This is a genomic window from Flavobacterium humidisoli (assembly GCF_023272795.1).
GTDB lineage: Bacteria > Bacteroidota > Bacteroidia > Flavobacteriales > Flavobacteriaceae > Flavobacterium > Flavobacterium humidisoli.
This window is the reverse complement of sequence record NZ_CP096829.1, coordinates 3,933,297-3,957,516: the sequence shown is the minus strand read 5'-3', so window position 1 is coordinate 3,957,516 and position 24,220 is coordinate 3,933,297. Positions and strand designations below refer to the sequence as shown.

General features: G+C 33.4%; 22 protein-coding genes. 7 read left to right on the top strand and 15 right to left on the bottom strand.

Annotation, left to right across the window (positions count from 1 at the left end):
• Positions 1-28: 28 nt before the first annotated feature.
• The 3 genes from M0M44_RS17015 to M0M44_RS17005 form a co-directional block, all read right to left on the bottom strand.
• Positions 29-649 (bottom strand): L-threonylcarbamoyladenylate synthase, encoded by a 621-nt coding sequence (locus M0M44_RS17015; protein ID WP_095929258.1) that lies wholly within the window; start codon positions 647-649, stop codon positions 29-31.
• 96 nt (positions 650-745) lie between these two features.
• Entirely contained in the window at positions 746-3,082 is a 2,337-nt protein-coding gene (locus M0M44_RS17010; protein WP_248726755.1) for an ATP-dependent helicase, read from the bottom strand.
• A 366-nt stretch (positions 3,083-3,448) separates the two neighbouring features.
• Complete coding sequence (locus tag M0M44_RS17005; protein WP_248726754.1) at positions 3,449-4,213, bottom strand: sulfite exporter TauE/SafE family protein; 765 nt, start codon at positions 4,211-4,213, stop codon at positions 3,449-3,451.
• A gap of 124 nt (positions 4,214-4,337) precedes the next feature.
• Here M0M44_RS17005 and M0M44_RS17000 point away from each other — a divergent pair, with 124 nt between their 5' ends.
• Positions 4,338-4,862 carry a DUF7935 family protein gene (locus M0M44_RS17000; RefSeq protein WP_248726753.1) on the top strand — a complete coding sequence of 175 codons (525 nt, stop codon included), beginning with the start codon at positions 4,338-4,340 and terminating at the stop codon, positions 4,860-4,862.
• A 50-nt stretch (positions 4,863-4,912) separates the two neighbouring features.
• Here M0M44_RS17000 and M0M44_RS16995 read toward each other — a convergent pair whose 3' ends face one another.
• The 4 genes from M0M44_RS16995 to M0M44_RS16980 all read right to left on the bottom strand — a co-directional run bounded on the left by M0M44_RS16995 (position 4,913) and on the right by M0M44_RS16980 (position 9,320).
• Positions 4,913-5,551 (bottom strand): hypothetical protein, encoded by a 639-nt coding sequence (locus tag M0M44_RS16995; protein WP_248726752.1) that lies wholly within the window; start codon positions 5,549-5,551, stop codon positions 4,913-4,915.
• Positions 5,552-5,570: 19 nt separating this feature from the next.
• Positions 5,571-6,476 carry a patatin-like phospholipase family protein gene (locus M0M44_RS16990; protein WP_248726751.1) on the bottom strand — a complete coding sequence of 302 codons (906 nt, stop codon included), beginning with the start codon at positions 6,474-6,476 and terminating at the stop codon, positions 5,571-5,573.
• A gap of 143 nt (positions 6,477-6,619) precedes the next feature.
• Complete coding sequence (locus tag M0M44_RS16985; RefSeq protein ID WP_248726750.1) at positions 6,620-8,677, bottom strand: M1 family metallopeptidase; 2,058 nt, start codon at positions 8,675-8,677, stop codon at positions 6,620-6,622.
• A gap of 7 nt (positions 8,678-8,684) precedes the next feature.
• Positions 8,685-9,320, bottom strand: coding sequence for a transposase (locus M0M44_RS16980; RefSeq protein ID WP_248726749.1), 636 nt, complete (start codon positions 9,318-9,320; stop codon positions 8,685-8,687).
• Positions 9,321-9,411: 91 nt separating this feature from the next.
• On the opposite strand from M0M44_RS16980, the gene M0M44_RS16975 reads away from it, so the two are divergent.
• The 3 genes from M0M44_RS16975 to M0M44_RS16965 are packed head-to-tail and all read left to right on the top strand — an operon-like array spanning position 9,412 to position 11,041.
• Positions 9,412-10,155, top strand: a complete 744-nt coding sequence (locus M0M44_RS16975) for a Dph6-related ATP pyrophosphatase (RefSeq protein WP_248726748.1) — start codon at positions 9,412-9,414, stop codon at positions 10,153-10,155.
• On the top strand, positions 10,156-10,536 hold the full coding sequence (locus M0M44_RS16970) for a hypothetical protein (RefSeq protein ID WP_248726747.1): 381 nt from the start codon (positions 10,156-10,158) through the stop codon (positions 10,534-10,536). It begins immediately after the preceding gene.
• Position 10,537: 1 nt separating this feature from the next.
• Complete coding sequence (locus tag M0M44_RS16965) at positions 10,538-11,041, top strand: hypothetical protein (protein WP_248726746.1); 504 nt, start codon at positions 10,538-10,540, stop codon at positions 11,039-11,041.
• Between the two features lie 13 nt (positions 11,042-11,054).
• Here M0M44_RS16965 and M0M44_RS16960 read toward each other — a convergent pair whose 3' ends face one another.
• The 4 genes from M0M44_RS16960 to M0M44_RS16945 all read right to left on the bottom strand — a co-directional run bounded on the left by M0M44_RS16960 (position 11,055) and on the right by M0M44_RS16945 (position 14,360).
• Positions 11,055-11,456 (bottom strand): DUF4348 domain-containing protein, encoded by a 402-nt coding sequence (locus M0M44_RS16960; protein ID WP_248726745.1) that lies wholly within the window; start codon positions 11,454-11,456, stop codon positions 11,055-11,057.
• Positions 11,456-11,995, bottom strand: coding sequence for a DUF1697 domain-containing protein (locus tag M0M44_RS16955; protein WP_248726744.1), 540 nt, complete (start codon positions 11,993-11,995; stop codon positions 11,456-11,458). Before M0M44_RS16955 ends, M0M44_RS16960 begins: the two co-directional genes overlap by 1 nt.
• A 32-nt stretch (positions 11,996-12,027) precedes the next feature.
• Entirely contained in the window at positions 12,028-13,797 is a 1,770-nt protein-coding gene (locus M0M44_RS16950) for a hypothetical protein (RefSeq protein ID WP_248726743.1), read from the bottom strand.
• A 140-nt stretch (positions 13,798-13,937) separates the two neighbouring features.
• Positions 13,938-14,360 (bottom strand): hypothetical protein, encoded by a 423-nt coding sequence (locus M0M44_RS16945; RefSeq protein WP_248726742.1) that lies wholly within the window; start codon positions 14,358-14,360, stop codon positions 13,938-13,940.
• 241 nt (positions 14,361-14,601) lie between these two features.
• On the opposite strand from M0M44_RS16945, the gene recG reads away from it, so the two are divergent.
• Positions 14,602-16,710 carry an ATP-dependent DNA helicase RecG gene (gene recG, locus M0M44_RS16940; RefSeq protein ID WP_248726741.1) on the top strand — a complete coding sequence of 703 codons (2,109 nt, stop codon included), beginning with the start codon at positions 14,602-14,604 and terminating at the stop codon, positions 16,708-16,710.
• Between the two features lie 196 nt (positions 16,711-16,906).
• On the opposite strand, the gene M0M44_RS16935 is transcribed toward recG, so the two are convergent.
• The 4 genes from M0M44_RS16935 to M0M44_RS16920 form a co-directional block, all read right to left on the bottom strand.
• Positions 16,907-17,509 carry a PAS domain-containing protein gene (locus tag M0M44_RS16935; protein ID WP_248726740.1) on the bottom strand — a complete coding sequence of 201 codons (603 nt, stop codon included), beginning with the start codon at positions 17,507-17,509 and terminating at the stop codon, positions 16,907-16,909.
• Positions 17,510-17,566: 57 nt separating this feature from the next.
• Positions 17,567-17,911 (bottom strand): hypothetical protein, encoded by a 345-nt coding sequence (locus M0M44_RS16930; protein WP_248726739.1) that lies wholly within the window; start codon positions 17,909-17,911, stop codon positions 17,567-17,569.
• Positions 17,912-17,978: 67 nt separating this feature from the next.
• Positions 17,979-18,833: a histidine kinase gene (locus M0M44_RS16925; RefSeq protein WP_248726738.1), complete on the bottom strand. Its 855-nt coding sequence runs from the start codon at positions 18,831-18,833 to the stop codon at positions 17,979-17,981.
• Between the two features lie 29 nt (positions 18,834-18,862).
• A complete protein-coding gene (locus M0M44_RS16920; RefSeq protein ID WP_248726737.1) occupies positions 18,863-19,462 on the bottom strand; it encodes a TlpA family protein disulfide reductase in 600 nt (199 codons plus the stop codon).
• Positions 19,463-19,936: 474 nt separating this feature from the next.
• Between M0M44_RS16920 and M0M44_RS16915 the strand changes: the two genes are divergently transcribed.
• Positions 19,937-20,995, top strand: a complete 1,059-nt coding sequence (locus M0M44_RS16915) for an efflux RND transporter periplasmic adaptor subunit (RefSeq protein WP_248726736.1) — start codon at positions 19,937-19,939, stop codon at positions 20,993-20,995.
• A 90-nt stretch (positions 20,996-21,085) separates the two neighbouring features.
• The gene (locus M0M44_RS16910) at positions 21,086-24,184 is read left to right on the top strand and encodes an efflux RND transporter permease subunit (RefSeq protein WP_248726735.1); all 3,099 of its coding nucleotides are present in this window, start codon (positions 21,086-21,088) and stop codon (positions 24,182-24,184) included.
• The last annotated feature ends 36 nt before the right edge of the window (positions 24,185-24,220 follow it).

Sequence of the window (24,220 nt, the reverse complement as noted above, 5' to 3'; positions counted from 1 at the left end):
TATACTATTATACTTTTAGTGTATTTTTTTACAAAATATCAATATCTCCCTTACCTTCCCTTACGATAACTGGCTCATGTTCAGAAAGATCAATAATTGTAGAACCTACATTATCTCCATAGCCACCATCGATTACAAGATCTACAATATTCTGCCATTTCTCAAAAATTAATTCTGGATCGGTAGTATATTCTATTACATCATCTTCATCTCGAATAGAAGTTGAAACAACCGGATTTCCTAACTGGCGAACAATCTCCAATATAATATTATTATCAGGCACACGAATACCAACTGTAGTTTTCTTTTTAAACTCTTTCGGCAAACTATTATTTCCAGGTAAAATAAAAGTATAAGGTCCTGGCAAGGCTCTCTTTAAAATCTTAAAAGTTGAAGTATTGATCTGCCTTACATAATCTGACAAATTACTCAAATCATGGCAAATAAAGGAAAAGTTTGCCTTCTCCAGTTTTACTCCTTTTATTCTAGCAATTTTTTCTAACGCTCTCGAATTGGTAATATCACAGCCTAACCCATAAACAGTATCAGTTGGATAAATTACCAAACCACCATTCTGAAGCACTTTTACCACTTTTGCAATAGCAGCTTCACTAGGTTTATCTGGGTATATTTTTATAAATTCGGCCATTTTTCTTTTTAGTTTAAAGTTTAACTTGTTTAACGTTTCAGGTTTCAAATTACTTTGTAATAACTTGAAACCTGAAACTTAAAACTTGAAACATTTTTATCCTACGACATCTAATTTAGCAAATCTTAACAACAATTTCTTAATTCCTCCTACTTCAAATTTAATTTCTGCTTTTCTATCTGGACCAACACCTTCTAAATTCATCACTTCTCCCTTTCCAAAACGTTCATGCATGACAATATTTCCTACGGTCAATTTACTATCAAATAAATTCGAATTTCCATTACTTGGCGCATTTCCCGAAACTGGTTTTAGTTTTCTAATATTTAAATCAGGCTTCGGACTGTTGTCTGTAATATGTTTGGGCGGAGTTCCTCCTACTGGTTTTGCCAATCGCAATTTTGATTTATCTACATCTCCAAAAATATCGCCATCAATTGGAGACTTATAACGATAATTTGTTTCGGCTGGAGTCAAATATTCCAAAAACTGACCATCAATTTCTTCAATAAAACGAGAAGGTTCACTATCCGTTAGTTTTCCCCATCGATAACGAGACTGAGCATAGGTCAAATACGCTTGATGTTCTGCACGGGTTAATGCCACATAGAATAAACGGCGCTCTTCTTCCAATTCACTTCTCGTACTCATACTCATAGCGCTTGGAAACAAATCTTCTTCCATTCCTACCACAAATACATGCGGAAACTCCAGTCCTTTTGCTAAGTGAATGGTCATCAAAGCAACACGATCATCATCGTTTGTATCTTTATCCAAATCTGTTGCCAAAGCTACATCTTCCATAAACTCAGAAAGCGCACCTCTTGCTCCGTCAATTTCTCTTTGCCCTTCGGTAAAATCTTTAATACCGTTTAAAAGCTCTTCGATGTTCTGAATTTTCGCCATCCCCTCTGGAGTAGCATCTTTCTTCAATTCCTGAACTAATCCGGTTTTCTTTGCAACGTGGTCTGTAATATAAAAAGCATCTTGGTTCTGATCGATAACCTGAAAACTCTGGATCATAGTAACAAAATCTTTCAATTTGTTCTTTGTTCCAGCATTCAATTTTAAATCAATTTTATCAATATTTACCATTACTTCCCAAATCGAACGTTTGTAATGATTGGCAGCAATAGTTAATTTTTCAACTGTTGTGTCTCCAATTCCACGTGCTGGATAATTGATTACACGAACCAAAGCTTCTTCGTCTTTTGGATTTAGAACCAGACGCAAATAACATAAAACGTCTTTAATCTCTTTACGTTGATAAAAAGATAAACCACCATAAATTCTATACGGAATGTCACGTTTTCTCAAAGCATCTTCCATCGCGCGCGACTGAGCATTGGTACGATACAAAATTGCAAAAGCACCATTATGCAATTGATTTTGCATTTTCTGTTCAAAAATCGTGCTTGCTACAAAACGACCTTCTTCTGCATCAGTCAAACTTCTATGAACTTTAATCTTTGGTCCAAACTCGTTTGCTGTCCAAACTACTTTATCTAGTTTGGTTTTATTATGTTCCATCACGGTATTTGCCGCTTCTACAATGTTTCTTGTCGAACGGTAATTCTGCTCTAAACGGAACATAATTACACCTTCGTAATCTTTTTGGAAATTCAGAATGTTATTGATATTCGCACCACGGAAGGCATAAATACTCTGCGCATCATCTCCCACCACACAAATATTCTGAAATCTATCCGACAAAGCTCTAACAATCAGATATTGAGAGTGATTCGTATCTTGGTACTCATCAACCAAAATATAACGGAAACGATCTTGGTACTTTGCTAAAACTTCAGGGAAACGCGTTAAGAGCTCATTGGTTTTCAACAATAAATCATCAAAATCCATTGCACCAGCCTTAAAACAGCGATCAACATACTGCTGATAAATCTCTCCCAATCTTGGCCTTTTTGCCATTGCATCGGCCTCAACCAATTCTGGATTGTTAAAATAAGCTTTAACCGTAATTAAACTATTTTTATAATTAGATATACGTCCTAAAACTTGTTTTGGTTTGTAAATATCACGATCTAGCTGCATTTCTTTTATAATAGAAGAAATCAATCTAGCCGAATCCTGAGAGTCATAAATTGTAAAATTTGAAGGATACCCCAAATGATCTGATTCGGCACGCAGAATACGAGCAAAAATAGAGTGAAAAGTTCCCATCCAAAGGTTCTTTGCCTCACTAGCCCCCACAATATCCGAAATTCTATGTTTCATCTCGCGGGCTGCTTTATTGGTAAAAGTAAGCGACAAAATATTGAAGGCATCAATACCTTGAGCCATCAAATACGCAATTCTAATGGTTAAAACACGTGTTTTTCCCGAACCTGCACCAGCAATAATAATCATTGGCCCGTCTTTCTTTAAAACAGGCGCTCTCTGCGCTTCGTTGAGCTGGTCAATATATTTCTGCATGTAATTTTCTCCTTTTATGCAAAAATAAGAATTAAAAAAGAAAGTTCCTAAGATGCTTTTGGAAGGTTCTAAGTTGCTAAGATTCTAAGTCGCTAAGTTTTTTTTTCGAAGCCAAACAAAAGGCATTTTTTCAGACATGGTTTCCCGCTTTCGGCTATATCTCTCCGCTCCGCTACGAGGATACCGCCTCAATCGGGGCTAGAAAACAGACAATTGGTTTTCTTTAAATATTTTGAGAAAATTGGAATTAGATATTATACTTATTTTTTAATTTTTCTTTAAAATCTGAAAAAGAAAAAACCAACGGCTATTCAAAAAAAAACTTAGTATCTCAGAGTCTTAGAACCTTAGCAACTTAGAATCTTATTAAAAAAATACGTCGTAAGCAAAACGAATCAAAGTTCCGACTACAACAATTAAAAAGAAAATTCGAATAAAACCATTTCCTTTGTTGATCGCCAGTTTTGCTCCGAGCCATCCGCCCAACCCATTGCTAATTGCCATCGGAATTGCAATTGCCCAAATGATTTTCCCTTTAATCATAAATAGACAAATCGAACCGAAATTGGTTGCTAAATTTACCATTTTAGCATTCGCAGAAGCGTGAAGAAAATCGAATCCTAAAAGCGCAATAAAAGCCACAACAAAGAAACTTCCTGTGCCAGGCCCTATAAAACCGTCGTAAAATCCAACAATTATACTAATAACAACAGCATAAAATATTTGGGTTGCCATCGAATGATCTTTAGCAACATGCTGTCCGAAATTTTTCTTGGCATAAGTGTATACAAATAGTAAAGATAAAACCACTAACAAAAGCGGTTTCATAAAATCATTGCTGACCATTGTTAAAATTGTAGATCCTAAAAATGCTGACGGAACCGCCAGACACATCATAATAAGTAAGAGTTTCCACTGAATCACTACTTTCTTCAAATATTGAAAAGCGGCAAAAGCAGTTCCGCTAAATGCTGGAATTTTCAAAGTTCCAACTACAGTCGAAACAGGGAGATTTGGCAATAAAATTAATCCCATTGGCGTTTGGATTAATCCGCCGCCACCTACAATTGCATCAATAAATCCCGCAGCAAACGCTGCCAAACAAAGAAAAAGTATTAGGTATGAATCCATTCAAAATATATTTTGGTCTCATTAAAAAACAAGTCGCAAAAGTACATCTTCATTTTTGTTTATTACTATAAATTTAAAGTTGATTTTTGATCAAAAAGTATATTTTTGCTTAAAAATTATTCAAATGGATTTCAACAAAATAATAGAACTTGCGAGTTATACTTTACCAGCCTTAGTTACAGGAGTTGTGGCGTATCGTTTTTTTGAGTTACATATTAAAAACAATGACAGAAAACGTGCTTTTTTATTAAACAAACAAGCGCACAAAGAGTCGTTACCTATACGTTTACAGGCTTACGAGCGTATGACTTTGTTTTTGGAGCGTATTAACTTGACAAAATTGTTAATCAGAATTTCTCCTATTTCTCAAAATAAACATGATTACGAAAATTATGTAATTGACCAAATTGAACAGGAATTTGAGCACAATTTAACACAGCAGATTTATATGTCAGAAGACTGCTGGACAATCATTATAACTGCAAAAAATGCAACAATCCAAATGATTCGTAAAGCTGCAATGAGCGATAAAGTAGATAACGCAGACAAATTACGCGAAGTAATTTTGAATGATTTACTAGAAAAACAATCGCCAAGTAATGCTGCGTTGGGTTATATTAAAAATGAAGTAGCCGATTTATGGTATTAAAAATATTTTGAAAGATTGAGAATTAAAAAAATCTCAATCTTTCTTTTTTTTTAACTGACCCAGTCTACATTATATCTCGCTACTATCCATTTTCCATTTCTTTTCTCTAAGAAAACGCGATAACAATAACCGCATAAACCGGAACAATGTAAAGTATACTTGACATAAGCTTTTTTTTCATCAAGTGAAATTATTGGAATTGTTGCATGGTAAAAATTAAAATATTTCACTTCTTTAAAATCCTTCCTTAGCTCTTTAATTGATCTGATTTGTACATTATCAAAATCTTTTTGCTCTAATTTAAAGGTATTGAAGTTTTTGCCTTGAAACTCAATATACAAAGAGTCTGACTTTGAAAAGAAAAATTTTTCTTGAGGAACATCTGGCAAACCGATAAGAAGCTCAATCAATTCTGATTCTCCTTCTTGTTTTTTTGGTATTTTTTTCAAGAAATCTTTCTCTATATGCTCAATTTTCAACTTTTCTAAATCCTCACAAAACGAGGGTTTTTCTTTGTATCCATGATGAGCCGCAAGCGGTAAACTATCACTATTGATAAGAGCTTTAATTACAGCATTTATTTCTTCATTTTTGGGTAATTTAAAATTAGGGATTGACTTATCTCTCTGACAGCTTATAGAAATAAAAATCAACAACAAAAAGGAAGCGAAATAAGGTAAACCTCTCATGTTTCGGATAAATTAAATTTTACATTTTTCTGTTATCACTCATAACCTCAGACTTATTTTGTGCATATTCGTAACCTTGCTCCCACCATTCTTTCATTACATCTTTATTAAAAATCAGCGCATTATCAGTTAATTTTATTGGAGTGTAATATAAGTTAAGTTTTACATCCTTAGTATTTGCCATAAGTTTCCCTATAGCAATATCATGTTTCTCAACCTGATCTAAAGCAATTCGGAACAAATCGATCATTAATGAAAAGGGATTTTTCCCGATTACTGTTTTAGTGGTATTAACCTCTGTTTCTAACACAATTACATCTATTTCTGTTGCGCCACGGTTTATCGCTTCACGAATTGGCACCAAACTCGAAAATCCTCCATCACCGTATTCAAAGTTGTTCTTTTCAACCAAACTCATAAACGGAACATAGTTACTCGATATCCAAGACCATTCGCAAAACTCCTCATACGTACAATCTTTTACCGATTTATACTCAGATTCGTTTGTTGTAAAATTGGTTACGGTTACAACAACGTCTGTCTTAAGTTTTTTTAGTTTGTTAAAATCAGAAAGTGAGAAATTATTCTGAATATATTTCTTTAAACCTTTACTTTCTCCAAAAGTTCGTTTTCCTTTAAAAAACTGACGCAATACATTAAAGTGATTAATGGTCACAATGTCTACTCCATCTTTGGCTTTCACCACAAACGGACAAATATTGAAGATACTTGACATAGTAACATTGGTATATACAGAATGAATTTTTTTTATATGACCGAGAGCTAAATGCGGAATCAATAAACTTCCTGTTGAAGTTCCTAAAAACAAATCGTATTCGTGTCTTTTTTCTTCTATTAAATACTGGGCAACACCACCGGCAAATGCACCTTTACTGCCACCTCCTGAAATAACCAATGCTCTCATAAATTGTAATGTAGGTTTTGTTTTTGGGATACTTTTTTTTAGAGAATATAGAGAAAAGAATCAAGAAAAAAGACAAAGCAACAATTCGGCTGCGCCTCTTGCCTCTTTCTTCTTGCCTCTTGCTTCTATCTTCTCATCTAATTTTACTCTTTCAACAAACGATTCAATTGGAATTGCTCATCGGGTGTCAAATTAGGCAAAATTCTATTAAATGAAGCACGCATTTCAGGATTTTTCAACAGAAGTCTAATTGTGTCTCTCCCAAATTTTGAAAATTGCCACATATGGTGGGTAGTAGCGCCAACTAAATTACTCAAAACCTGATCGTTAATAATTTTAAAAGCAATTAGTTTTTCTAAAGCATTTTGTCGTGTTGTAGCTTCGTACTTTGTAGATGAAAATGAAATCAGTTGATCTACCAAAGAATCTTGCTCATTACTATAATTTGGTGTTGACAAAGCAAGAGAAAGCCACAATGTTCTTAGATTATAATCATTAAAACCAATCCAATCTTTAGATTTATCCAAATATCCTGTTCTGTGATCGGGAAAATTTCTCCACAGCCAATAAAGCGCTATTTCTTGCGTCTGATACGATTTATCATCTAAAAGTGTTTCGTAATTTGTTCTAAAATCTTCCGGAATTTTGGTTAAAGATCCAGCCAGATTCTGACGGACTTTACTATTATTCGTTTGCAATGCCAAAAGCAATAATACCTTTTTATCTTCGTATTTTTCATTTTCCAACTGATCCACAACAGCTTCTTTTACAGATTGATAAACATCTGATACTAAAACGTTCTTCAAAACATCTGTTTTCTCTACTAAAGGCGTTTTTTTCAATTTATCGATTTCCAGTCTTTTTTGGATTGCTTTGTTTTTACTTAATAAAGCATTTGCAGTTGGCGTATCAAAAGCCGTTGATTCCAACCAAGTCTTTTGAAATTTATCCAAATCGAAATCAGACACTTTTTTTATCTCTTCGAAAAAATTCTGTGTATTTACCGTTTGATAAGCGTACTTATTTAAATAACTTTTAATTGCTTTTTTAAAAGCCTTATCTCCAATAGATTCATGTAAAACGAATAATGCCCACGCTCCTTTTTCGTAAAATGTCAGCGAACTTGCTTTTGGATTTAAAACTGGAATGGTATCGGTGCGTGAAGCAAACTTAATCTGCTGTGCCGTATCGTATAACTTAGAATAGAAATAATCTTCTCCGTAAATATCTTTTTCAGCAAGCAAGGCAAAGTATGTCGCAAAACCTTCTTGAAGCCAATGGTGCGTACTGCTTTCAGCTGTAATCAAATCTCCAAACCAATGATGTGCCAATTCATGTGCATCTACATTAGTGTAATTTCGATCGCAGAATCCTGTTGAATCTACTACATAGCGTGTTGCAAAAAGAGTTGAAGTCGTATTTTCCATTCCAGCATACAAAAAGTCTCTTACTGGAATCTGTCTGTTAATCTTCCAAGGATATTTTACGCCAATTTCTTTTTCCAGAAAATCAAAAATCCGTTTTGAATAGCGATAAGTCGGTTCAAAACGATCTGAGTCTTTGGCTTCGTAATAATATTCTAAAGGTACTCTGCTTTTAGATTTAAATTCTTTTTTATCAAATTTTCCAATAGCCAGCATTAGCAAATACGAACTCATTGGTTTCTCCATCTGATATTGCCAGTGGTTTAGATTTCCGTTGGTTGTTTTTTCTTTTAAAACTCCGTTTGAAACTACCTGATACTCTTTATCATAAGAAATCCCCAAACTAAAAATCAATTTTTCATTCACATCGTCAAAACTTGGAAACCAATTACTCGTGTATCTTCCCTGCCCTTGCGTCCAAATCTGCACTTCGTTTTCCATTTCAACAAAATACAAGGCTTGTTTGGGTTTTGTCGAATAATTAAAAGTTAGATGATTTTCTCCTTTTTTAAATGGAAAAACCAATTTTAATTGCTTGGTTGTATTAATGAAAATAATTTCCTTCTCGTTGATTTTCACGTTCGAGAATTCCATATTTTTCGCATCAAGCGAAATAGTATCACAATCCTTTAAAACCTCAAATTGAAAATCGACTGCACCAGAAACTATTTTTTCTTTTGAATTCAAAGACAATTGTCCTGAAACAGATTTAAAATCGACGTATTGAGTTTGCTGCGCAAAAAGAAAACCAGTGAATAATAAAAAAATATATTTCATTGAAAATTTATTTTAAAGAATCTGTTTCCCAAGATATTGGATTATGTTTAATGTAATCGTAAATCTTTTCGAACATTTTGTAATTTCTAACAATATGGTCGTGATAATTAGTCTGCCAAATTGATTCAACGCCGTTTATTTGTTTTGTGGTAATTGATTTAAAAATAGCAACAAATGATGAAATCGAATTAGGTTTTCTAGAAAATCCAGAACCCATTTGGTCCTGTAGAGGCGCACTGCAGTGCGTCTCACCCGAGCTTGTCGACAAAGAAATATCCGAAATATTATTCTCTGTTGTGGATATACTAGACGTAGACGCACTGCAGTGCGTCTCTACGATATGATGGGGGTTTTCCATGTTATTAGAAACAACCGTATTTTGAATTTCTACTAATAAATGAATATGATTTGGCATAATAATCCAATTATGAAAAAACCAATTTTTACGGATCTTAATCGATTTTAATAATTCCTTTTCAATAATCTTTCCATTTTCATTTAAAATCATTTTTCCGCCTTCAATAGCACCAAAAATAGATTTCCTATTTTTGGTAACAATCGTAATAAAATAAACCGCTTCACTAGAATAATCCCAGTTTTGCAATCTACTTGAATTGGTTTTAAATTTTTCTCTAAATAGCATCTTAATTTGGCATGTAAAATCCCAAAGTTACAAAGGTTTCCTTTACAAATAGAATCAATTTTGTAAGTTTACATTATTAAACTACCCAATCGTGCCTACAGTTCAAAAAGCCTTATTTAATTGGAGCAGCGGTAAAGATTCTGCTCTAGCCTTATACAAAACACTTCAAAATACTGATTTTCAGATAGAATGTTTGCTAACAAGCGTAAACCAGCAATATCAACGTATTTCAATGCACGGAATTCGTGTTGAACTATTGCAGGAACAAGCACAAAGCCTAGGAATTCCGTTAAAAATTCTTGAAGTTCCAGAAATGCCAACTATGGAAGTTTATGAAAAAGTGATGAGCGAAGTTTTAACCGAATTAAAAGATAATGGAATAACACATTCTATTTTTGGAGATATTTTTCTTGAAGATTTGCGTCAATATCGCGAAAATCAATTGGCGAAAATTGGCTTAAAAGGTGTTTTTCCAATTTGGAAAATTCCAACTCAAGATTTAATACAAGAGTTTATCTCATTGGGATTCAAAACCATTGTGGTTTGTGTAAACGAAAAATACTTGGATAAAAGTTTTGTAGGCCGAATTATAGATCAAGATTTTATAAATGATTTACCTGAAAATGTGGATGTTTGTGGTGAAAATGGCGAATTTCATACTTTTACTTTTGATGGTCCTATTTTTTCAAAACCAATTGATTTTGAAATTGGCGAAATTGTCTACCGAAAATATGAAAAGCCTGAAAAGAAAGATTCTTCTAACACAGCTTGCGATACCAATGATGAAACTGCTTTTGATTTTGGATTTTGGTATTGTGATTTAATAAAAAAATAAATGAAGGTTTTCTTAAAACTTATCTTAGTGATTCTTATTTCTTCCAGCTTTCAAAGCTGTTTGGTCAACAGGTGTAAAAGGCCTCAAATCACAGGATATATTTACGATTTCGAAACTAGAAAGCCTATTGAAAATTGTAACGTTGGTGAAACTTCAAGCCAGTCAAATGGTTATTTTTCATTAAAAGAAAAAAGATATCATCAATTTACCTTTTTTGGATTCGAAGCTCCAACATTGGCTGTAAACGAACCGATCAAAAAGGAAGGTTACGAATCTCAAAACATTCAATATATACAGCCATTTGGCGGTGGAATGAAAAAAGGAGCTTTTCATAATGTCGACACGATATACATCAAGAAAACTGTTTTAAAAACAAATTAATATGGATTTAAAAGAAAAAGAGGAAGTAAAAAAAGTACTAATCTTTTTAAAAGAAATTGGTATTGAAATTATTGAAAAAGACCTTGACGAAACCTTTCTGCCAGGTTTAGATTTAGGACCTAATTGCATTTATATTGATTATAATAAATTATTATATCCTGGCGATATTTTACATGAAGCTGGTCACCTTGCCGTAACAGCTCCAGCAGAAAGAAAATTAATTGGCTCATCAAAAATTTCCAAAGACTGGCCAACACAAGGAGATGAGATTGTTGCAATTTTATGGTCTTACGCAGCTTTGCAACATTTACAGCTTCCGCTCGAATTTGTTTTCCATCCAGACGGATACAAAGGTCATTCTGATTGGTTTATTTCTAATTTTAAATCTGGAAATTATATGGGGTTGCCTCTTTTAGAATGGATGGAGCTGTGTGTTGGAAATGAAAAAGCAGAAAAAGCAAATAAACTTCCTTTTCCTACTATGCAAAAATGGCTTCGGGATTAATATGTTTGAAATACTAAGTAGATTGATCTACAAAAGTTTTCAGGAACCATTTGCCGTCTTTTAATTCAAAGACATAATCAATGTAAATTCCGTTGTCAAGACCACGCTCTTCAAGAGTAACTTTATTTTTCTTTATTAACATTGTTCTTTTCAAATACTTTTCATCTGCTTTTCTGTTCAAATTAAGAACTTTATACTTTTCTTTTGTCATTGTATAATCTGTCAGTTCAAAATCTTCATTGTTTGCCTTGTATTTTAGAGGAAAAATAACTCTACTGATTTGAAATTTGGAATCGGTATTGAATTTACTGAAAAAGGTATTAAAATCTTCAGGAACTGTTTTTGTATTTCGGGCGTAGACATTAGTATTTACAGTCATTGCAAGAACCAAAACTAATAAAAAAAACTTCTTCATTATTCTTCATACATTTTAAGCAGGTTCGTAACTGTGTTCCAGTTGCGAATTGTTGCAGTTACATTTAATTTTTTCTCAATATATTTTTGGTCAAAACGAGTCTTTCCTGCACCAACAGCGTACTTTATAAAAATTCTGTTTTCATCAATACTCGCTTCGTCTGGCTTAAACTGACTTATTTTTAAATCGTTTATGTTTTCTTTTTTTAAAGTTGTTGATACAAAAGCAACATATAGTTTTTTCACATCAGCATCTTTCTCTTTCAAAAACGCATTATTGGCAAAACACGATTCTAAATTTTCTTTAGTAATCATTACAACAGGAACTTCATGCCCAAAAACCTTAAAAATTTCCTGTTTAATCATAAACCCAATTTTTGAAGCGTCTTCTTCGCTATCCACAAAAACATTTCCAGATTGCAGGTACGTTCGAACATTTTGAAATCCAAGGTTCTCCAGCATTGCTTTCAAAGCCTCCATTTTCATCATATTATGTCCCGAAACGTTGATTCCGCGTAAAAGCGCTAAATGTGTTTTCATTTTTTTTAATTTTTAGTCAAAGATAAAAACTACTATTCATCTTCTTCGCTGATTTCGATACCAAACTTTACTAAAAAATCGTTAAACTTTTGCTTATACTTTCTTTGCGCCTGATCTACAATTTCATCTGCTTCCTCGTTTGTTTCTATTGCATCTAGATCAAATTCTGCTTTAACCCATTCTTGAAACTCTTCTTTATTCTCGCTTTCTTCATAATACTCTTCATCTTTATAAAAATAAGCAGAATCAAAATCAACAGAAATTTCAGTGTCTAATGTCAGAAGCTGAATTAGTTTACAAGTGCTTTCTGCCACAATGTGAACTCCACCTTCGTCGCCAAAAACAACAATTGGGCAATTATTCAAATCTTTATCTATAAGCCAATAAGCATACGAACTTCCCGAACCGTTTGCGCCTGCAAATTCAATAAAGCTATTGTAAAACTCTTCTTCCTCAGACCATGTTTTTATTCCTATTTTATCATTGGTAATCGTAAGTCCAAAACATTCCGAATAAGATTCTACCCCATGTTCTTGCTCGAATTCATACAGTTTTACTAAATCTTCAGGTAATTTATAGCCACCAAATTGAACTGCAAATTCTTCTAATGAAAAACTGCTATCATACTCTGCATATTCTGTTTCATCATCTTCGTCATCTTCTTCTTCAGCTTCTGGAGCCATCAATATTTCAAATGTTTTCATGACAGCATTTTTTACGCAGAAAAATTCAATTCCTGCAGCATTTTCGTCATTCATCCATTGGTATTTTGGATCGCCGTTTTCATCAAGATATTCCAGAATAATCATAATTTCTTCATCTTCATGACACCATAAAGCACGCATTCTAATACTAAAACTATTTCCTATTTCTTCCGAAATCTGACTGTATTTTTTTCCTTCGTAATCAAAAGGAATAAACAAATAAGTGGTTCCAGAAATATGCCTAACGATTTTTCCGTTTTCTTTCAATTCTTCATTTTCAGACAAAACTTCCACCATATTGATAAACTGATTACGAAAATCAGCATACATATACTTTTCTTTTTTGTCGTAATCTAATATAGAAAGCCCTTCTTTAAAAACTTCTAAATAATTATTGCCTAGTATTTCTGTGCCGTAATCTGAATTTTCAACAAAAGAATCTTCTACAATATCAGAAAGTTTATGAGTTGAAGGAAGATAATTCTCGACAGTTATAATAGATCCGTCAGTATCTTGAACATTGCTGCAAATCAAAACGTCGGGTCTGCCTGAACTTATGATCGCCTGCACATCCGTAAAACGTTCAAAATGAAACAGCATATCATCTGTATAAACTAGCCAAGCTATAAGATCGCCTTTTACAAAAAGTTCTCCGTGATTATATTCTCCAGCAAGTGTATCGCACTGCAAGCCTCCACCTAAATAATGGACACTTCCAAACAAATTAATATTGACTGTTGTTGTCTTTCCTAAAACAATTAAAGCAGGAGAATTATCCGTATCGTAAGAACTGATAAGCTTTGCAACTGTTAGATTTTTTTTGAAAATAAACCCTAAAATGAAAATATCCGGATGTTCTTCGGTACTAAAATCCATCTCAAATAAGTCCATTTCTACATCGTCTTCTGCTAATAGAAATATCGGATTTTCTTCGTAATCAGGAAAACGCCAAGTATCTTCAAAAACATTATAAATTTTCTGATTCTTGAAATCGGTAAGATCTCCAATAATATTGTGGGCTTCGTGTCGGTTAATTACTTTAAATGTAACTCCCGAAAATACCATAGTTTCAAAAGGAATTTTTTCTTCTTTAATCATAACTGGGGCTTATAATTTAAATGTTTTAACAAATCTAGTAATTATCTTTTTTTATTAAAATAATACTGACTTTAATTATTAAAAAAAACTCCGTTAGAAACGGAGCTTCAAAAAAATGAATTAGTAAGCATTCAAAATTATTACTTTTTCTCATACACCATTACTGGACCGTCACATACAGACCATGTTCCATATAAATTTCCAGTACTGTTAATGATGTATAGATTTTCTTTTGCCTTTGAAAAACAAGATGCAACTATATCGCTTTCAGCAGTATAATTTAATTCAAACTGTATTTGATCATTGGTTTTTATAACAGAATAAGTTCCTGAAATGGTTGTAGTTTTACCCTCCTTTTTTCTCGTTTTAGAAAATGTATTATTAGAATTAAAAGCATAAGATTCTTCCCATTCTAAAACATCTATAGAATTTGCCGCGGGATTATTACTGCCCATTCTGGTCAACGTCCATTTTCCAACGTAACTTTCAGATGGTTTATCGTCATTATCAGAACAGGAAAAAATTGAAATAAGCAATACAATTAAAAGTACAATTTTTTTCATATTTATATTTTTTGATGGTTTACTATTTATAAGACTTTCCTTGTTTAAAATAGTTGCGTCTTCAATTCACGACTTAACGATAACTTAATCTTCAAACACTTGAAAACAACAAATCATTTTCAAATTTCCCAATTAAAATCTATCTTCGCTTTTTAAAGAGAAAAGAAAATAGAAGAAGAAAAAAGACAAAATGTTATCTTTTTTTCTTTCTTCTTGCATCTACAAAATTACTAATCTTCGAATGTCTAATAATCTTCTAGAAACTCCAATTGAATACTTAAAAGGCGTTGGTCCGAGCCGTGGCCAGCTGCTTCGCAAGGAATTGGGCATTCATAAATATGGAGATTTAGTCAATCTTTTTCCAAATCGTTATATTGACAGAACGCGTTATTACAAGATTAATGAATTGCAGAATACAGGTTCTGAAGTTCAAATTATTGGTAAAATAATCAACATTAAAACGGTTGAATTTGCTAAAAATAAAAAACGTCTCGTAGCGAGTTTTGTTGATGATACGGGACAAATTGACTTAAATTGGTTTCAGGGTCACAAATGGATTCGCGAAAGCTTAAAGATTAACGAACCTTTAGTAATTTTTGGAAAATGTTCTTTGTACGGAAGCCAATTTAGTATGGCACATCCAGAAATTGAACTATTAAGCGAACACGAAAGAAGTTTACGTTCGGCTATGCAGCCCGTTTATCCTTCGACAGAAGCTTTGGCTAATAAAGGAATTTCTAACCGTACCATTAATAAGTTGATGGAACAGCTTTTCTTGGAAACACAAGCATTATTTACAGAAACATTTCCTCCTTTTTTAATTGAAGAATTAAAACTGATTCCAAAACGTGCTGCATTATTCAACATTCATTTTCCAAAGAGTGCTGAAATTTTAGCTAAAGCGCAATTCCGACTAAAATTTGAAGAATTGTTCTTTATTCAGCTGCAATTAATTACAAAGAATCTCATTCGAAAACATAAAATAAAAGGACATCCATTTGATAAAGTAGGAGAACTTTTTAATGAATTTTATAAAAATCATTTGCCTTTTGACTTAACGAATGCTCAAAAAAGAGTGATTAAAGAAATTAGGACAGATATGGGCAGTAATGCTCAAATGAATCGTTTACTACAAGGTGACGTGGGTTCTGGAAAAACGATTGTTGCTTTTATGAGTATGCTTTTGGCAATTGATAATGGTTTTCAAGCTTGTTTGATGGCACCAACAGAAATCTTGGCCAATCAGCATTTTCTTGGTTTATCTGAATTTGCTAAAACATTAAATATCAATGTTCGAATTTTAACAGGTTCTACTAAAACTGCTGAAAGAAAAATTATTCATGAAGAACTGGAAAGTGGCGAACTTAAAATTTTAATCGGGACACATGCTTTATTGGAAGATAAAGTGCAATTTCAGAATTTAGGCTTAGCCGTAATTGATGAGCAGCACCGTTTTGGTGTGGAGCAAAGATCTAAATTATGGAAGAAAAATGATATTCCGCCACACGTTTTAGTCATGACCGCTACTCCTATTCCGAGAACGCTGGCAATGAGCTTATATGGTGACTTAGACATTTCGGTTATTGATGAATTACCTCCTGGAAGAAAACCAATTCAGACTGTACATCGTTATGATACCAATAGACTAAAAGTTTGGAAGTTTCTTCGCGACGAAATTGCAAAAGGAAGACAAATTTATATTGTTTACCCGCTTATTCAGGAATCGGAAAAAATGGATTATAAGGATTTAATGGACGGTTACGAAAGTATTTCTCGTGATTTTCCGCTTCCGCAATATTCTATTTCTATTCTTCACGGAAAAATGAAGCCAGCAGATAAAGATTCTGAAATGAAGCGTTTCTCTGAAGGAAAAACCAATATTATGGTGGCAACAACTGTAATTGAGGTTGGTGTAAACGTGCCAAATGCCAGTGTAATGATCATAGAAAGTGCAGAACGATTTGGGCTTTCTCAATTGCATCAGCTACGTGGACGTGTTGGTCGCGGTGCCGAACAGAGTTATTGCATCTTAATGACTGGACATAAATTAAGTTCTGACAGCAAAACTAGAATGGAAACCATGGTGCAGACTAACGATGGTTTTGAAATTGCCGAAGTTGACTTAAAACTTCGTGGTCCTGGAGATTTAATGGGGACACAGCAAAGCGGCGTTTTAAACCTTCAAATTGCTGATATTGTAAAAGACAGAGAAATTTTATCTCTGGCAAGAAATTATGCCATGAAAATCTTAAAAGAAGATTCTGCTCTTCAAAAACCAGAACATGCTGTTTTAAGAAACATCTTTATAGAATTAACCAAGAAAAAGAATATTTGGAATTATATTAGTTAAAGATGCAAAGGCTCAAAGGTGCTAAGGTTTCTAGTTGTAGTTTAAACTTTGAACCTCTGCTCCTTTGAGCCTTTAACCTAAAAAGAAAAAAAAACACTTCATTGCGTTCTAATATTCATGTGATTTAGTTTTGCTGGGGGACAAATTTAAGGGGGTGAATATTTTTATCAGACACAATGAAGTATATCATCAGTTGTTATTTTTTTGCCTCGTTTTTCTTTTCAAAAAGACCACTAAATAAACCTTTGCTTATCTTATTTTTATCATCCTTTCCGGTTGCAATCATGTGATCGATATATTCCATGTACGTTTTCTTTCTCTCTTCTAGAAAACCTACAAGATATTCCTCAGAAGCATGCATACCGCTGGTTTCTTCAATCTGCAAAAGTTTCTTGTACAAGGGTTCAATAAATTTTACAATAATATCGTTTGGAACCGATTTTCGAGTGCAGAAGAAGCCTACAATTTCGCCATCTGTATCTGCAACAATTTTAAAATCGGTTACAACCCAGTAATAGCGACCGGTTTTTGCCATGTTTTTTATAATGACATGAATGTTTTCACTAGATTTAATACTATCCCACAAGAATTTAAAAATTACTTTTGGCATATCGGGATGACGTATAATATTATGAGACTGGCCAACAAGCTCAAATTCATCATAACCAGAAACATCTATAAAGTCTTCATTGGCATATAAAATGGTTCCTTTTTTATCAGTTTTACTAAGCAATACTTTATTCTTATTCCAGTCCACTTCTCTATCCGAAGCTGTTGGACGGTGTAATCTGGTATCCATAACTCTTACATTTAAATTAATTTACAATTCAATTAGTATAAAATGAATCCTTAATCCTTAATTTGACTCGATTTCCAAGACAAGCAGAATGTTTCTGATTTTACGAAAAACTGTTTCTAATTCATTTTCAAGCCATTCTGGAATTTCATTATTAACAGCGAGATTAAGCTGTAGAATATCATTGATAATCTGAATTAGCTTTTTATATTGAAAATCAAGATCATAAACATGTGAACTCGTTCGATAATTTTTGAAAATCTCCTTTACCTCTATTTCAAAATCAGATTGAATCCCCATTTTTTCAATCGAATCTAATGTTATGCTTTCATTCAAAAAATCTTCAATTATTCTTTTAAGACTGTGCAGCGTAGGCACTGCAGTGGGTAAATCATGCTTGAACATACATCGGGTTTAAAAATATTAATATTGTTTTCTTTGGGACTTGATTTTAAATCTAGTTTTAAAAAAACTAGTTTCTATTGGTTGTTGATTTCACATGAATATCATTGACTAAATCATCAATTTTTTTGGCACTTTCTCTCATCATTTCAAGATAACTAAGCAGCTTGTCATTATCTGTATGCCCTTTCGAAACATCAATCAATTTTAAAACTGAATTTACTGGCAGTTTTAAGTCTAAAGTTGTTCTATGAATAAAATCATTATAATCTTTTGTCGCCGACATTGAGCTGTATTTTGCCGAAGCCAATTTCATATTCTCTAATTCATAATCGTCTGAAATTTTAGAGATATGATTTTCGCTATGCTCTTTAAAATAGTATGCCCAATAGCCGTTCATAAAGAAAACTACTGCAGCCAAAACGGTATGAATAATCAGTGTTTCGAGATCAAAATTTACTTGCGAAAAATACACCTGAAGGCCGTTGGCATCGTTATAAATAAAATTTTGGAGGTACGCCAATCCAGCGTGGTGGAGAACAACCAATAAAGTAAGCGGAATTTGAAGCTTCCAGTTCTGATAAATAATCAAAATGGTACTGGCAATGAATACTGTAAAATGCATTTCGAACATTCCATGCATTTGATAAATGTACTGCGCCATAAAAATAGCCAGAACAACAGATAAAACGTATTGATAAAATTTGGAATTTTTCATGAAAAATTTTGCCGAATAGTATAGCAAAAGATTTAATGTTCCAACACCAACGCCAATTTCAAAAGTATCGTATTTAAAAGAAAGTCCGATACCCAGAAGAAAATATACCGCAAGTACATAATTAATAATTGTATCTGATTTTTGTGTCATTGTAGACATAAAACTGTGCAGATAATCTTGTTCGTTTAAGCTAGCTTTTGCTTTCATAGGTTATTAGATTTAGGTTTTTGGAATAGTTATTTAGTACATTTTGGTAATGAACATCCGTATGCTTTAAGAGCTAAAGCATTAAAAGAAGGGTTCTCTTTTTGGTTAAGAAGAGAATCAATCGCCATTTGGGCATAATTGCTCTTGGTATCTGTACAATATCTGGTTTTATTGTAATTACCTCTATAATATAAATTATGTGACTGATCTAGCAAAACTGCCTGAGGAGTAGAGAAAACACCACATTTTTTAGCAATTCCTTCATCAAAATATACAGGGATCTCAGCACCAAATTTTTGCTGAATTTCATCAATAGTAAAACTCTTCTGTTTGTTTAATACAACAATTTTAAAATTGACCTGATCTCCGTATTTTTTAATTAAGCCGCTAACATGTGGGACATTAAATCTCGAACAGGGACATTCGGGATTATAAAAATGGATAAAAATAGGTTTATTGTCAAATGCACAGCAAGGACCAAGTTCAATTTTTGACCCCATTGCAATTGCATGATAATTTTTAGGAATAGGTGTCGGAAGACTGTATTGGAATTCATTCTGCCAAAACAGATAACCAATTGAAACAAGCAAAAATGTAAACCATAAGCTTAGAAGTAATTTTTTCTTCATAAATTATTTTTTTTATATCATTCAATAACAAACAATAAACACTTGTTAATATAATTATCCATTATATATAATCAAAAACCAAAAAAAACAACTTCTGCATACGTATTTTAACACATAAATTAAACGCAACCGTTAGCTTTCGTGTAAAAATCTTTCATTTTGTTTAACATATCAATGTTACAAATAAAATCGATAAAGTGCAAAAAAAATCAGACAAATTGCAAAAAAAATATTCCATACTAGAAAAGGCCTGCCTTTATCTAAGTCTTACAATGCAATTCTACCCTTGGCATCTTTATTCTCTTCAAAAAAATTAAACTTAAATTAAACCTTTTTACCTGTCTATAGTCTAAATGCAAACCTTTGTACATACAAATGTTAAATAAACGCTAACGGCTTTCGATTTCGCACCAAAAAGTTAAATTTGTAAGCTTACTAAAAACAAAAACCTAAAATCTATATTCACCTCATTTTATGAAACTAAAACACCTCATTTACACCCTTTTAATTATTGCAATTGGTGGCTTTGTCACCTATAGAATTATTTCGAACAAGGGCAAAAACGACGAATCTAAAAAGTTCAATGATAAAAAAGCTCCAACAACTGTTAATGGAATCATAATAAAGACCGCTACATTTGACAATAATTTAGCATTATCAGGATCTATTGAAGCAAACGAACAAATTGAAATTCACAGTGAGGTTTCAGGAATTGTAGAAGGCATCTTTTTTACTGAAGGCACCAATGTAACCAAAGGCCAGATCCTTTTAAAAGTAAATGACATTGAACTAAAAGCACAATTAAGACAGGCAATAACTAGAGAAGATTTGGCCGCTGAAAACGCAAGAAGGGCTAAATTACTGCTTCAAAAAGAGGCAATTAGCCAAGAAGAGGCAGATGTTGCAAAAGCCGACCTTGCTTCTGCTCAAGCTCAAAGCCAGTTAATTAGAGCGCAAATTTCTAAAACTTCTGTAAGAGCCCCTTTTTCAGGAAAAATTGGTTTGCGTAATATTTCTCCTGGAACTTATATCACACCCACTGTTTTAGTAGCCAAACTGGTTAATACTAGTAAGTTAAAAATCACATTTTCTATCCCCGAAAAATACGCTTCAGAAGTAAAATCAGGATCAGTAATCGATTTTAAGGTTTCTGGATCAGACAAAACATACAATGCGAAAATATATGCCATAGAACCAGAAGTTGCCGTTGCCACACGTACACTTCAAGTTCGTGCTCTTGCTGAGAATGTCGACGGAAAACTTTTCCCTGGAACTTTCGCTGACATCAAATTACCTTTAAATATTATAAAAGACGCTATTGTAGTTCCTTCTCAAGCTATTGTGCCAATTCAAGACGGTAAAAAAGTATTTGTTGCCAATAACGGACAAGCAAAAGAAGTAATGGTTGATGCAACAACAAGAACTGATTCTTCTATTTTAATTCTATCAGGATTAAAACCAGGAGATACTTTAATTACAAGCGGAGTAATGTCTTTAAAAGATGAAGCTCCCATCAAAGTTAAAGTAAAATAATTCAAAGTTATGAGTTTTGAATTATAGGTTATGAGTTTTAAAAATGCTCATCAAAATCTAAAATCCGAACTCTAAAATCATAAATCTTATATGAGTTTATCAACTACAAGCATAAAAAGACCTGTTTTAACCATAGTACTGAATTTACTAATTATTTTATTCGGTTTTATTGGTTATACTTTTTTAGGAGTCAGAGAATTTCCTTCTATTGACCCTGCGCAGGTATCCATCCGTACCAATTATACAGGTGCAAATTCTGATATTATTGAGTCGCAAATTACAGAACCTCTTGAAAAAGCTGTTAATGCAATTGACGGAATCAGAAACATTACTTCCTCTAGTAACCAAGGAAGCAGTAACATTACAATAGAATTTAATCTTGATAAAGATTTAGAAGAAGCAGCAAACGATGTTCGTGATAAAGTTTCGCAAGCCATTAGAAGTTTACCTCAGGATATTGATGCCCCGCCTGTTGTATCTAAGGCCGATGCAGACAGTGAAGCTATTATTTCGATGACTGTTCAAAGTGACACAAGAAGTTCTTTAGAATTGAGTGATTATGCAGAGAACGTTATTTCGCAGCGATTGGAAACAATTCCAGGTGTTAGCGCTGTACAAATCTGGGGACAAAAACGTTATGCGATGCGTTTGTGGATTGATCCCGCAAAACTTTCTGCTTACGGCTGTACTGTTGCAGATGTTCGTACAGCTTTAAATTCACAAAATGTCGAATTGCCTTCTGGAAAATTAACTGGAAACAATACCGAGTTAACAGTAAAAACTGTTGGAAACCTTTCTAAACCAGAAGAATTCAATAATATCATTATTCGTACTGACGGTGATAAAATTGTCCGTTTAAGTGATATCGGAGGAGCTGAATTAGGGCCAGAAAATTTAGAAACCAAATTAAGCCAATCTGGACTTCCATTGATCGGTCTTGCTATTGTTCCTATGCCGGGAGCAAATTATCTAGACATTTCGGCCGAATTTTATAAAAAATACGAAGCTTTAAAGAAAGATCTTCCTAAAGATATCAAACTTAACATTGCTCTTGACAATACCATTTTCGTAAAAAAATCAGTACTTGAGGTAGCCGAAACTTTAGGTATTTCAATTATACTGGTTATCATTATCATTTATCTGTTTTTTAGAGACTGGGCTATTGCTTTCAGGCCTTTAATTGATATTCCTGTTTCTTTAATTGCCACTTTTTTCATTATGTGGCTTTTCGGATTCTCTATCAACGTTTTGACCTTATTAGCTATTGTTTTAGCAACTGGTCTGGTGGTAGATGACGGAATTGTAGTAACTGAAAACATTTTCAAAAAAGTCGAAGAAGGCATGTCGCCAATTGAGGCTGCGATTAAAGGTTCTAATGAAATTTTCTATGCCGTAATTTCGATTTCGGTAACACTTGCTGCAGTATTCTTACCCGTAATTTTCTTAGAAGGTTTCGTTGGCCGACTCTTTAGAGAATTTGGGGTCGTAATTGGAGCCGCAGTATTAATTTCTGCTTTTGTATCATTGACTTTAACGCCAATGCTGAATGCTTATTTAATGAAAGGCGGCGAGCAGAAAAAATCAAAATTTTATATTAAAACAGAGCCATTCTTCGAAAAAATGAATAGCAGTTATGCCGAAGCGCTGACAAAATTCATGGATCGAAAATGGATTAGTTTCCCAATCCTGATTGCTTGTTTTGGATTGATTTACTTATTTTTTACTATTCTTCCAAAAGAAACTGCTCCGTATGACGATCGTAGTTCTGTAACCATGCGTATGACTACTCCTGAAGGTTCTTCTTATGAGTACACAGATAAATTTATGCAGGAAATTTCTAAATTAATTGATGACTCGATTCCAGAGAAAAAAGTTAGTTTGGTTATTACTTCACCAGGATTTAGTTCAAACTCCGTAAACAGCGGATTGGTAAGGCTTACCTTAAAAGATGTTGACGAAAGAACAAAATCACAAAAAGAAATTGCTGATCAGTTGACCAAATGGACAAAACAATATCCTAATGCTAAAACTTCGGTAACACAACAGCCAACAATTGCAGTTAACAGACGTGGAGGTCTTCCGATACAATACATTATTCAGGCTCCTAACTTTGATAAGTTACGAGAGAAAATCCCTGTTTTTATGAATGAAGTGAGTAAAAGCGATGTATTTTCTACTACAGATGTAAACCTGAAATTTAACAAGCCAGAAATCAACGTTACAATTGACCGAGCAAAAGCAGAAAGTTTAGGAATTTCAATTCTTGATATTGCACAGACTTTACAGCTTTCTTTAAGCGGACAGCGTTTTGGGTATTTCATCAAAAACGGAAAACAATATCAGGTAATTGGACAATTTGACCAAAAGGACAGATCTAAACCTCTGGATTTGACTTCTATGTTTGTGAAAAATAAAAATGGCGAATTGATCCAGATGGATAACGTAGTAAATGTGTATGAACAAAGTAACCCGCCTCAATTATACCACAACAACAGATACATGTCTGCAACCGTTTCTGCTGGTTTAGCACCAGGAAAAAGTATGGGAGAAGGTATTGAAGAAATGGATAGAATTAAGGCAAAAGTTTTAGATGAAAGTTTTACCACAGATTTAGCTGGAGAATCACGAGATTTCGTAGAAAGTAGTTCTAATACTTCTTTCGCCTTCGGATTGGCTCTATTGTTAATCTTCTTAATTCTTGCTGCACAGTTTGAAAGTTTTATCGATCCGTTTATCATCATTTTGACGGTTCCGATGGCTGTTGCGGGAGCTTTATTCTCTCTATGGTTATTTAACCAGACCTGGAACATCTTCAGTCAGATTGGTACAGTAATGCTAATTGGTTTGGTGACCAAAAACGGTATTTTGATTGTAGAATTTGCCAATCAGTTGCGAGAACAAGGAAAACCAAAACTAGAAGCTATTTTAGAAGCTTCAGAAGCACGTTTACGTCCAATTTTAATGACTAGTTTAGCTATTGCTCTAGGAGCACTTCCAATTGCACTTTCCCTAGGGGCAGCATCAACTAGTAGAATTGGTATGGGAGTTGTAATTGTGGGGGGAACGATCTTTTCATTGGCTTTAACGCTTTTTGTAATTCCTGCCATTTATTTTATGTGGTCAAGAGCAAGAAAGCATTATCCAGAATTTGACCATATTGACGAATACGAAAGAGAAAGCATTAAATAGAAGCCAGAAACCTAATTTCTGGTTAAAGAAAAAGAA

Excerpts from the sequence above, each read along its gene's own strand:
- M0M44_RS17000 (WP_248726753.1), top strand. The coding sequence starts at position 4,338 with ATGGATTTCAACAAAATAATAGAACTTGCGAGTTATACTTTACCAGCC.
- M0M44_RS16925 (WP_248726738.1), bottom strand. The coding sequence starts at position 18,833 with ATGAAAGCAAAAGCTAGCTTAAACGAACAAGATTATCTGCACAGTTTT.
- M0M44_RS16980 (WP_248726749.1), bottom strand. The coding sequence starts at position 9,320 with ATGCTATTTAGAGAAAAATTTAAAACCAATTCAAGTAGATTGCAAAAC.
- recG (WP_248726741.1), top strand. The coding sequence starts at position 14,602 with ATGTCTAATAATCTTCTAGAAACTCCAATTGAATACTTAAAAGGCGTT.
- M0M44_RS16985 (WP_248726750.1), bottom strand. The coding sequence starts at position 8,677 with ATGAAATATATTTTTTTATTATTCACTGGTTTTCTTTTTGCGCAGCAA.
- M0M44_RS16960 (WP_248726745.1), bottom strand. The coding sequence starts at position 11,456 with ATGAAGAAGTTTTTTTTATTAGTTTTGGTTCTTGCAATGACTGTAAAT.
- M0M44_RS16950 (WP_248726743.1), bottom strand. The coding sequence starts at position 13,797 with ATGATTAAAGAAGAAAAAATTCCTTTTGAAACTATGGTATTTTCGGGA.
- M0M44_RS16935 (WP_248726740.1), bottom strand. The coding sequence starts at position 17,509 with ATGGATACCAGATTACACCGTCCAACAGCTTCGGATAGAGAAGTGGAC.
- M0M44_RS16910 (WP_248726735.1), top strand. The coding sequence starts at position 21,086 with ATGAGTTTATCAACTACAAGCATAAAAAGACCTGTTTTAACCATAGTA.
- M0M44_RS16955 (WP_248726744.1), bottom strand. The coding sequence starts at position 11,995 with ATGAAAACACATTTAGCGCTTTTACGCGGAATCAACGTTTCGGGACAT.
- M0M44_RS17015 (WP_095929258.1), bottom strand. The coding sequence starts at position 649 with ATGGCCGAATTTATAAAAATATACCCAGATAAACCTAGTGAAGCTGCT.
- M0M44_RS16930 (WP_248726739.1), bottom strand. The coding sequence starts at position 17,911 with ATGTTCAAGCATGATTTACCCACTGCAGTGCCTACGCTGCACAGTCTT.
- M0M44_RS16920 (WP_248726737.1), bottom strand. The coding sequence starts at position 19,462 with ATGAAGAAAAAATTACTTCTAAGCTTATGGTTTACATTTTTGCTTGTT.
- M0M44_RS17010 (WP_248726755.1), bottom strand. The coding sequence starts at position 3,082 with ATGCAGAAATATATTGACCAGCTCAACGAAGCGCAGAGAGCGCCTGTT.
- M0M44_RS16945 (WP_248726742.1), bottom strand. The coding sequence starts at position 14,360 with ATGAAAAAAATTGTACTTTTAATTGTATTGCTTATTTCAATTTTTTCC.
- M0M44_RS16915 (WP_248726736.1), top strand. The coding sequence starts at position 19,937 with ATGAAACTAAAACACCTCATTTACACCCTTTTAATTATTGCAATTGGT.
- M0M44_RS17005 (WP_248726754.1), bottom strand. The coding sequence starts at position 4,213 with ATGGATTCATACCTAATACTTTTTCTTTGTTTGGCAGCGTTTGCTGCG.
- M0M44_RS16970 (WP_248726747.1), top strand. The coding sequence starts at position 10,156 with ATGAAGGTTTTCTTAAAACTTATCTTAGTGATTCTTATTTCTTCCAGC.
- M0M44_RS16965 (WP_248726746.1), top strand. The coding sequence starts at position 10,538 with ATGGATTTAAAAGAAAAAGAGGAAGTAAAAAAAGTACTAATCTTTTTA.
- M0M44_RS16990 (WP_248726751.1), bottom strand. The coding sequence starts at position 6,476 with ATGAGAGCATTGGTTATTTCAGGAGGTGGCAGTAAAGGTGCATTTGCC.
- M0M44_RS16995 (WP_248726752.1), bottom strand. The coding sequence starts at position 5,551 with ATGAGAGGTTTACCTTATTTCGCTTCCTTTTTGTTGTTGATTTTTATT.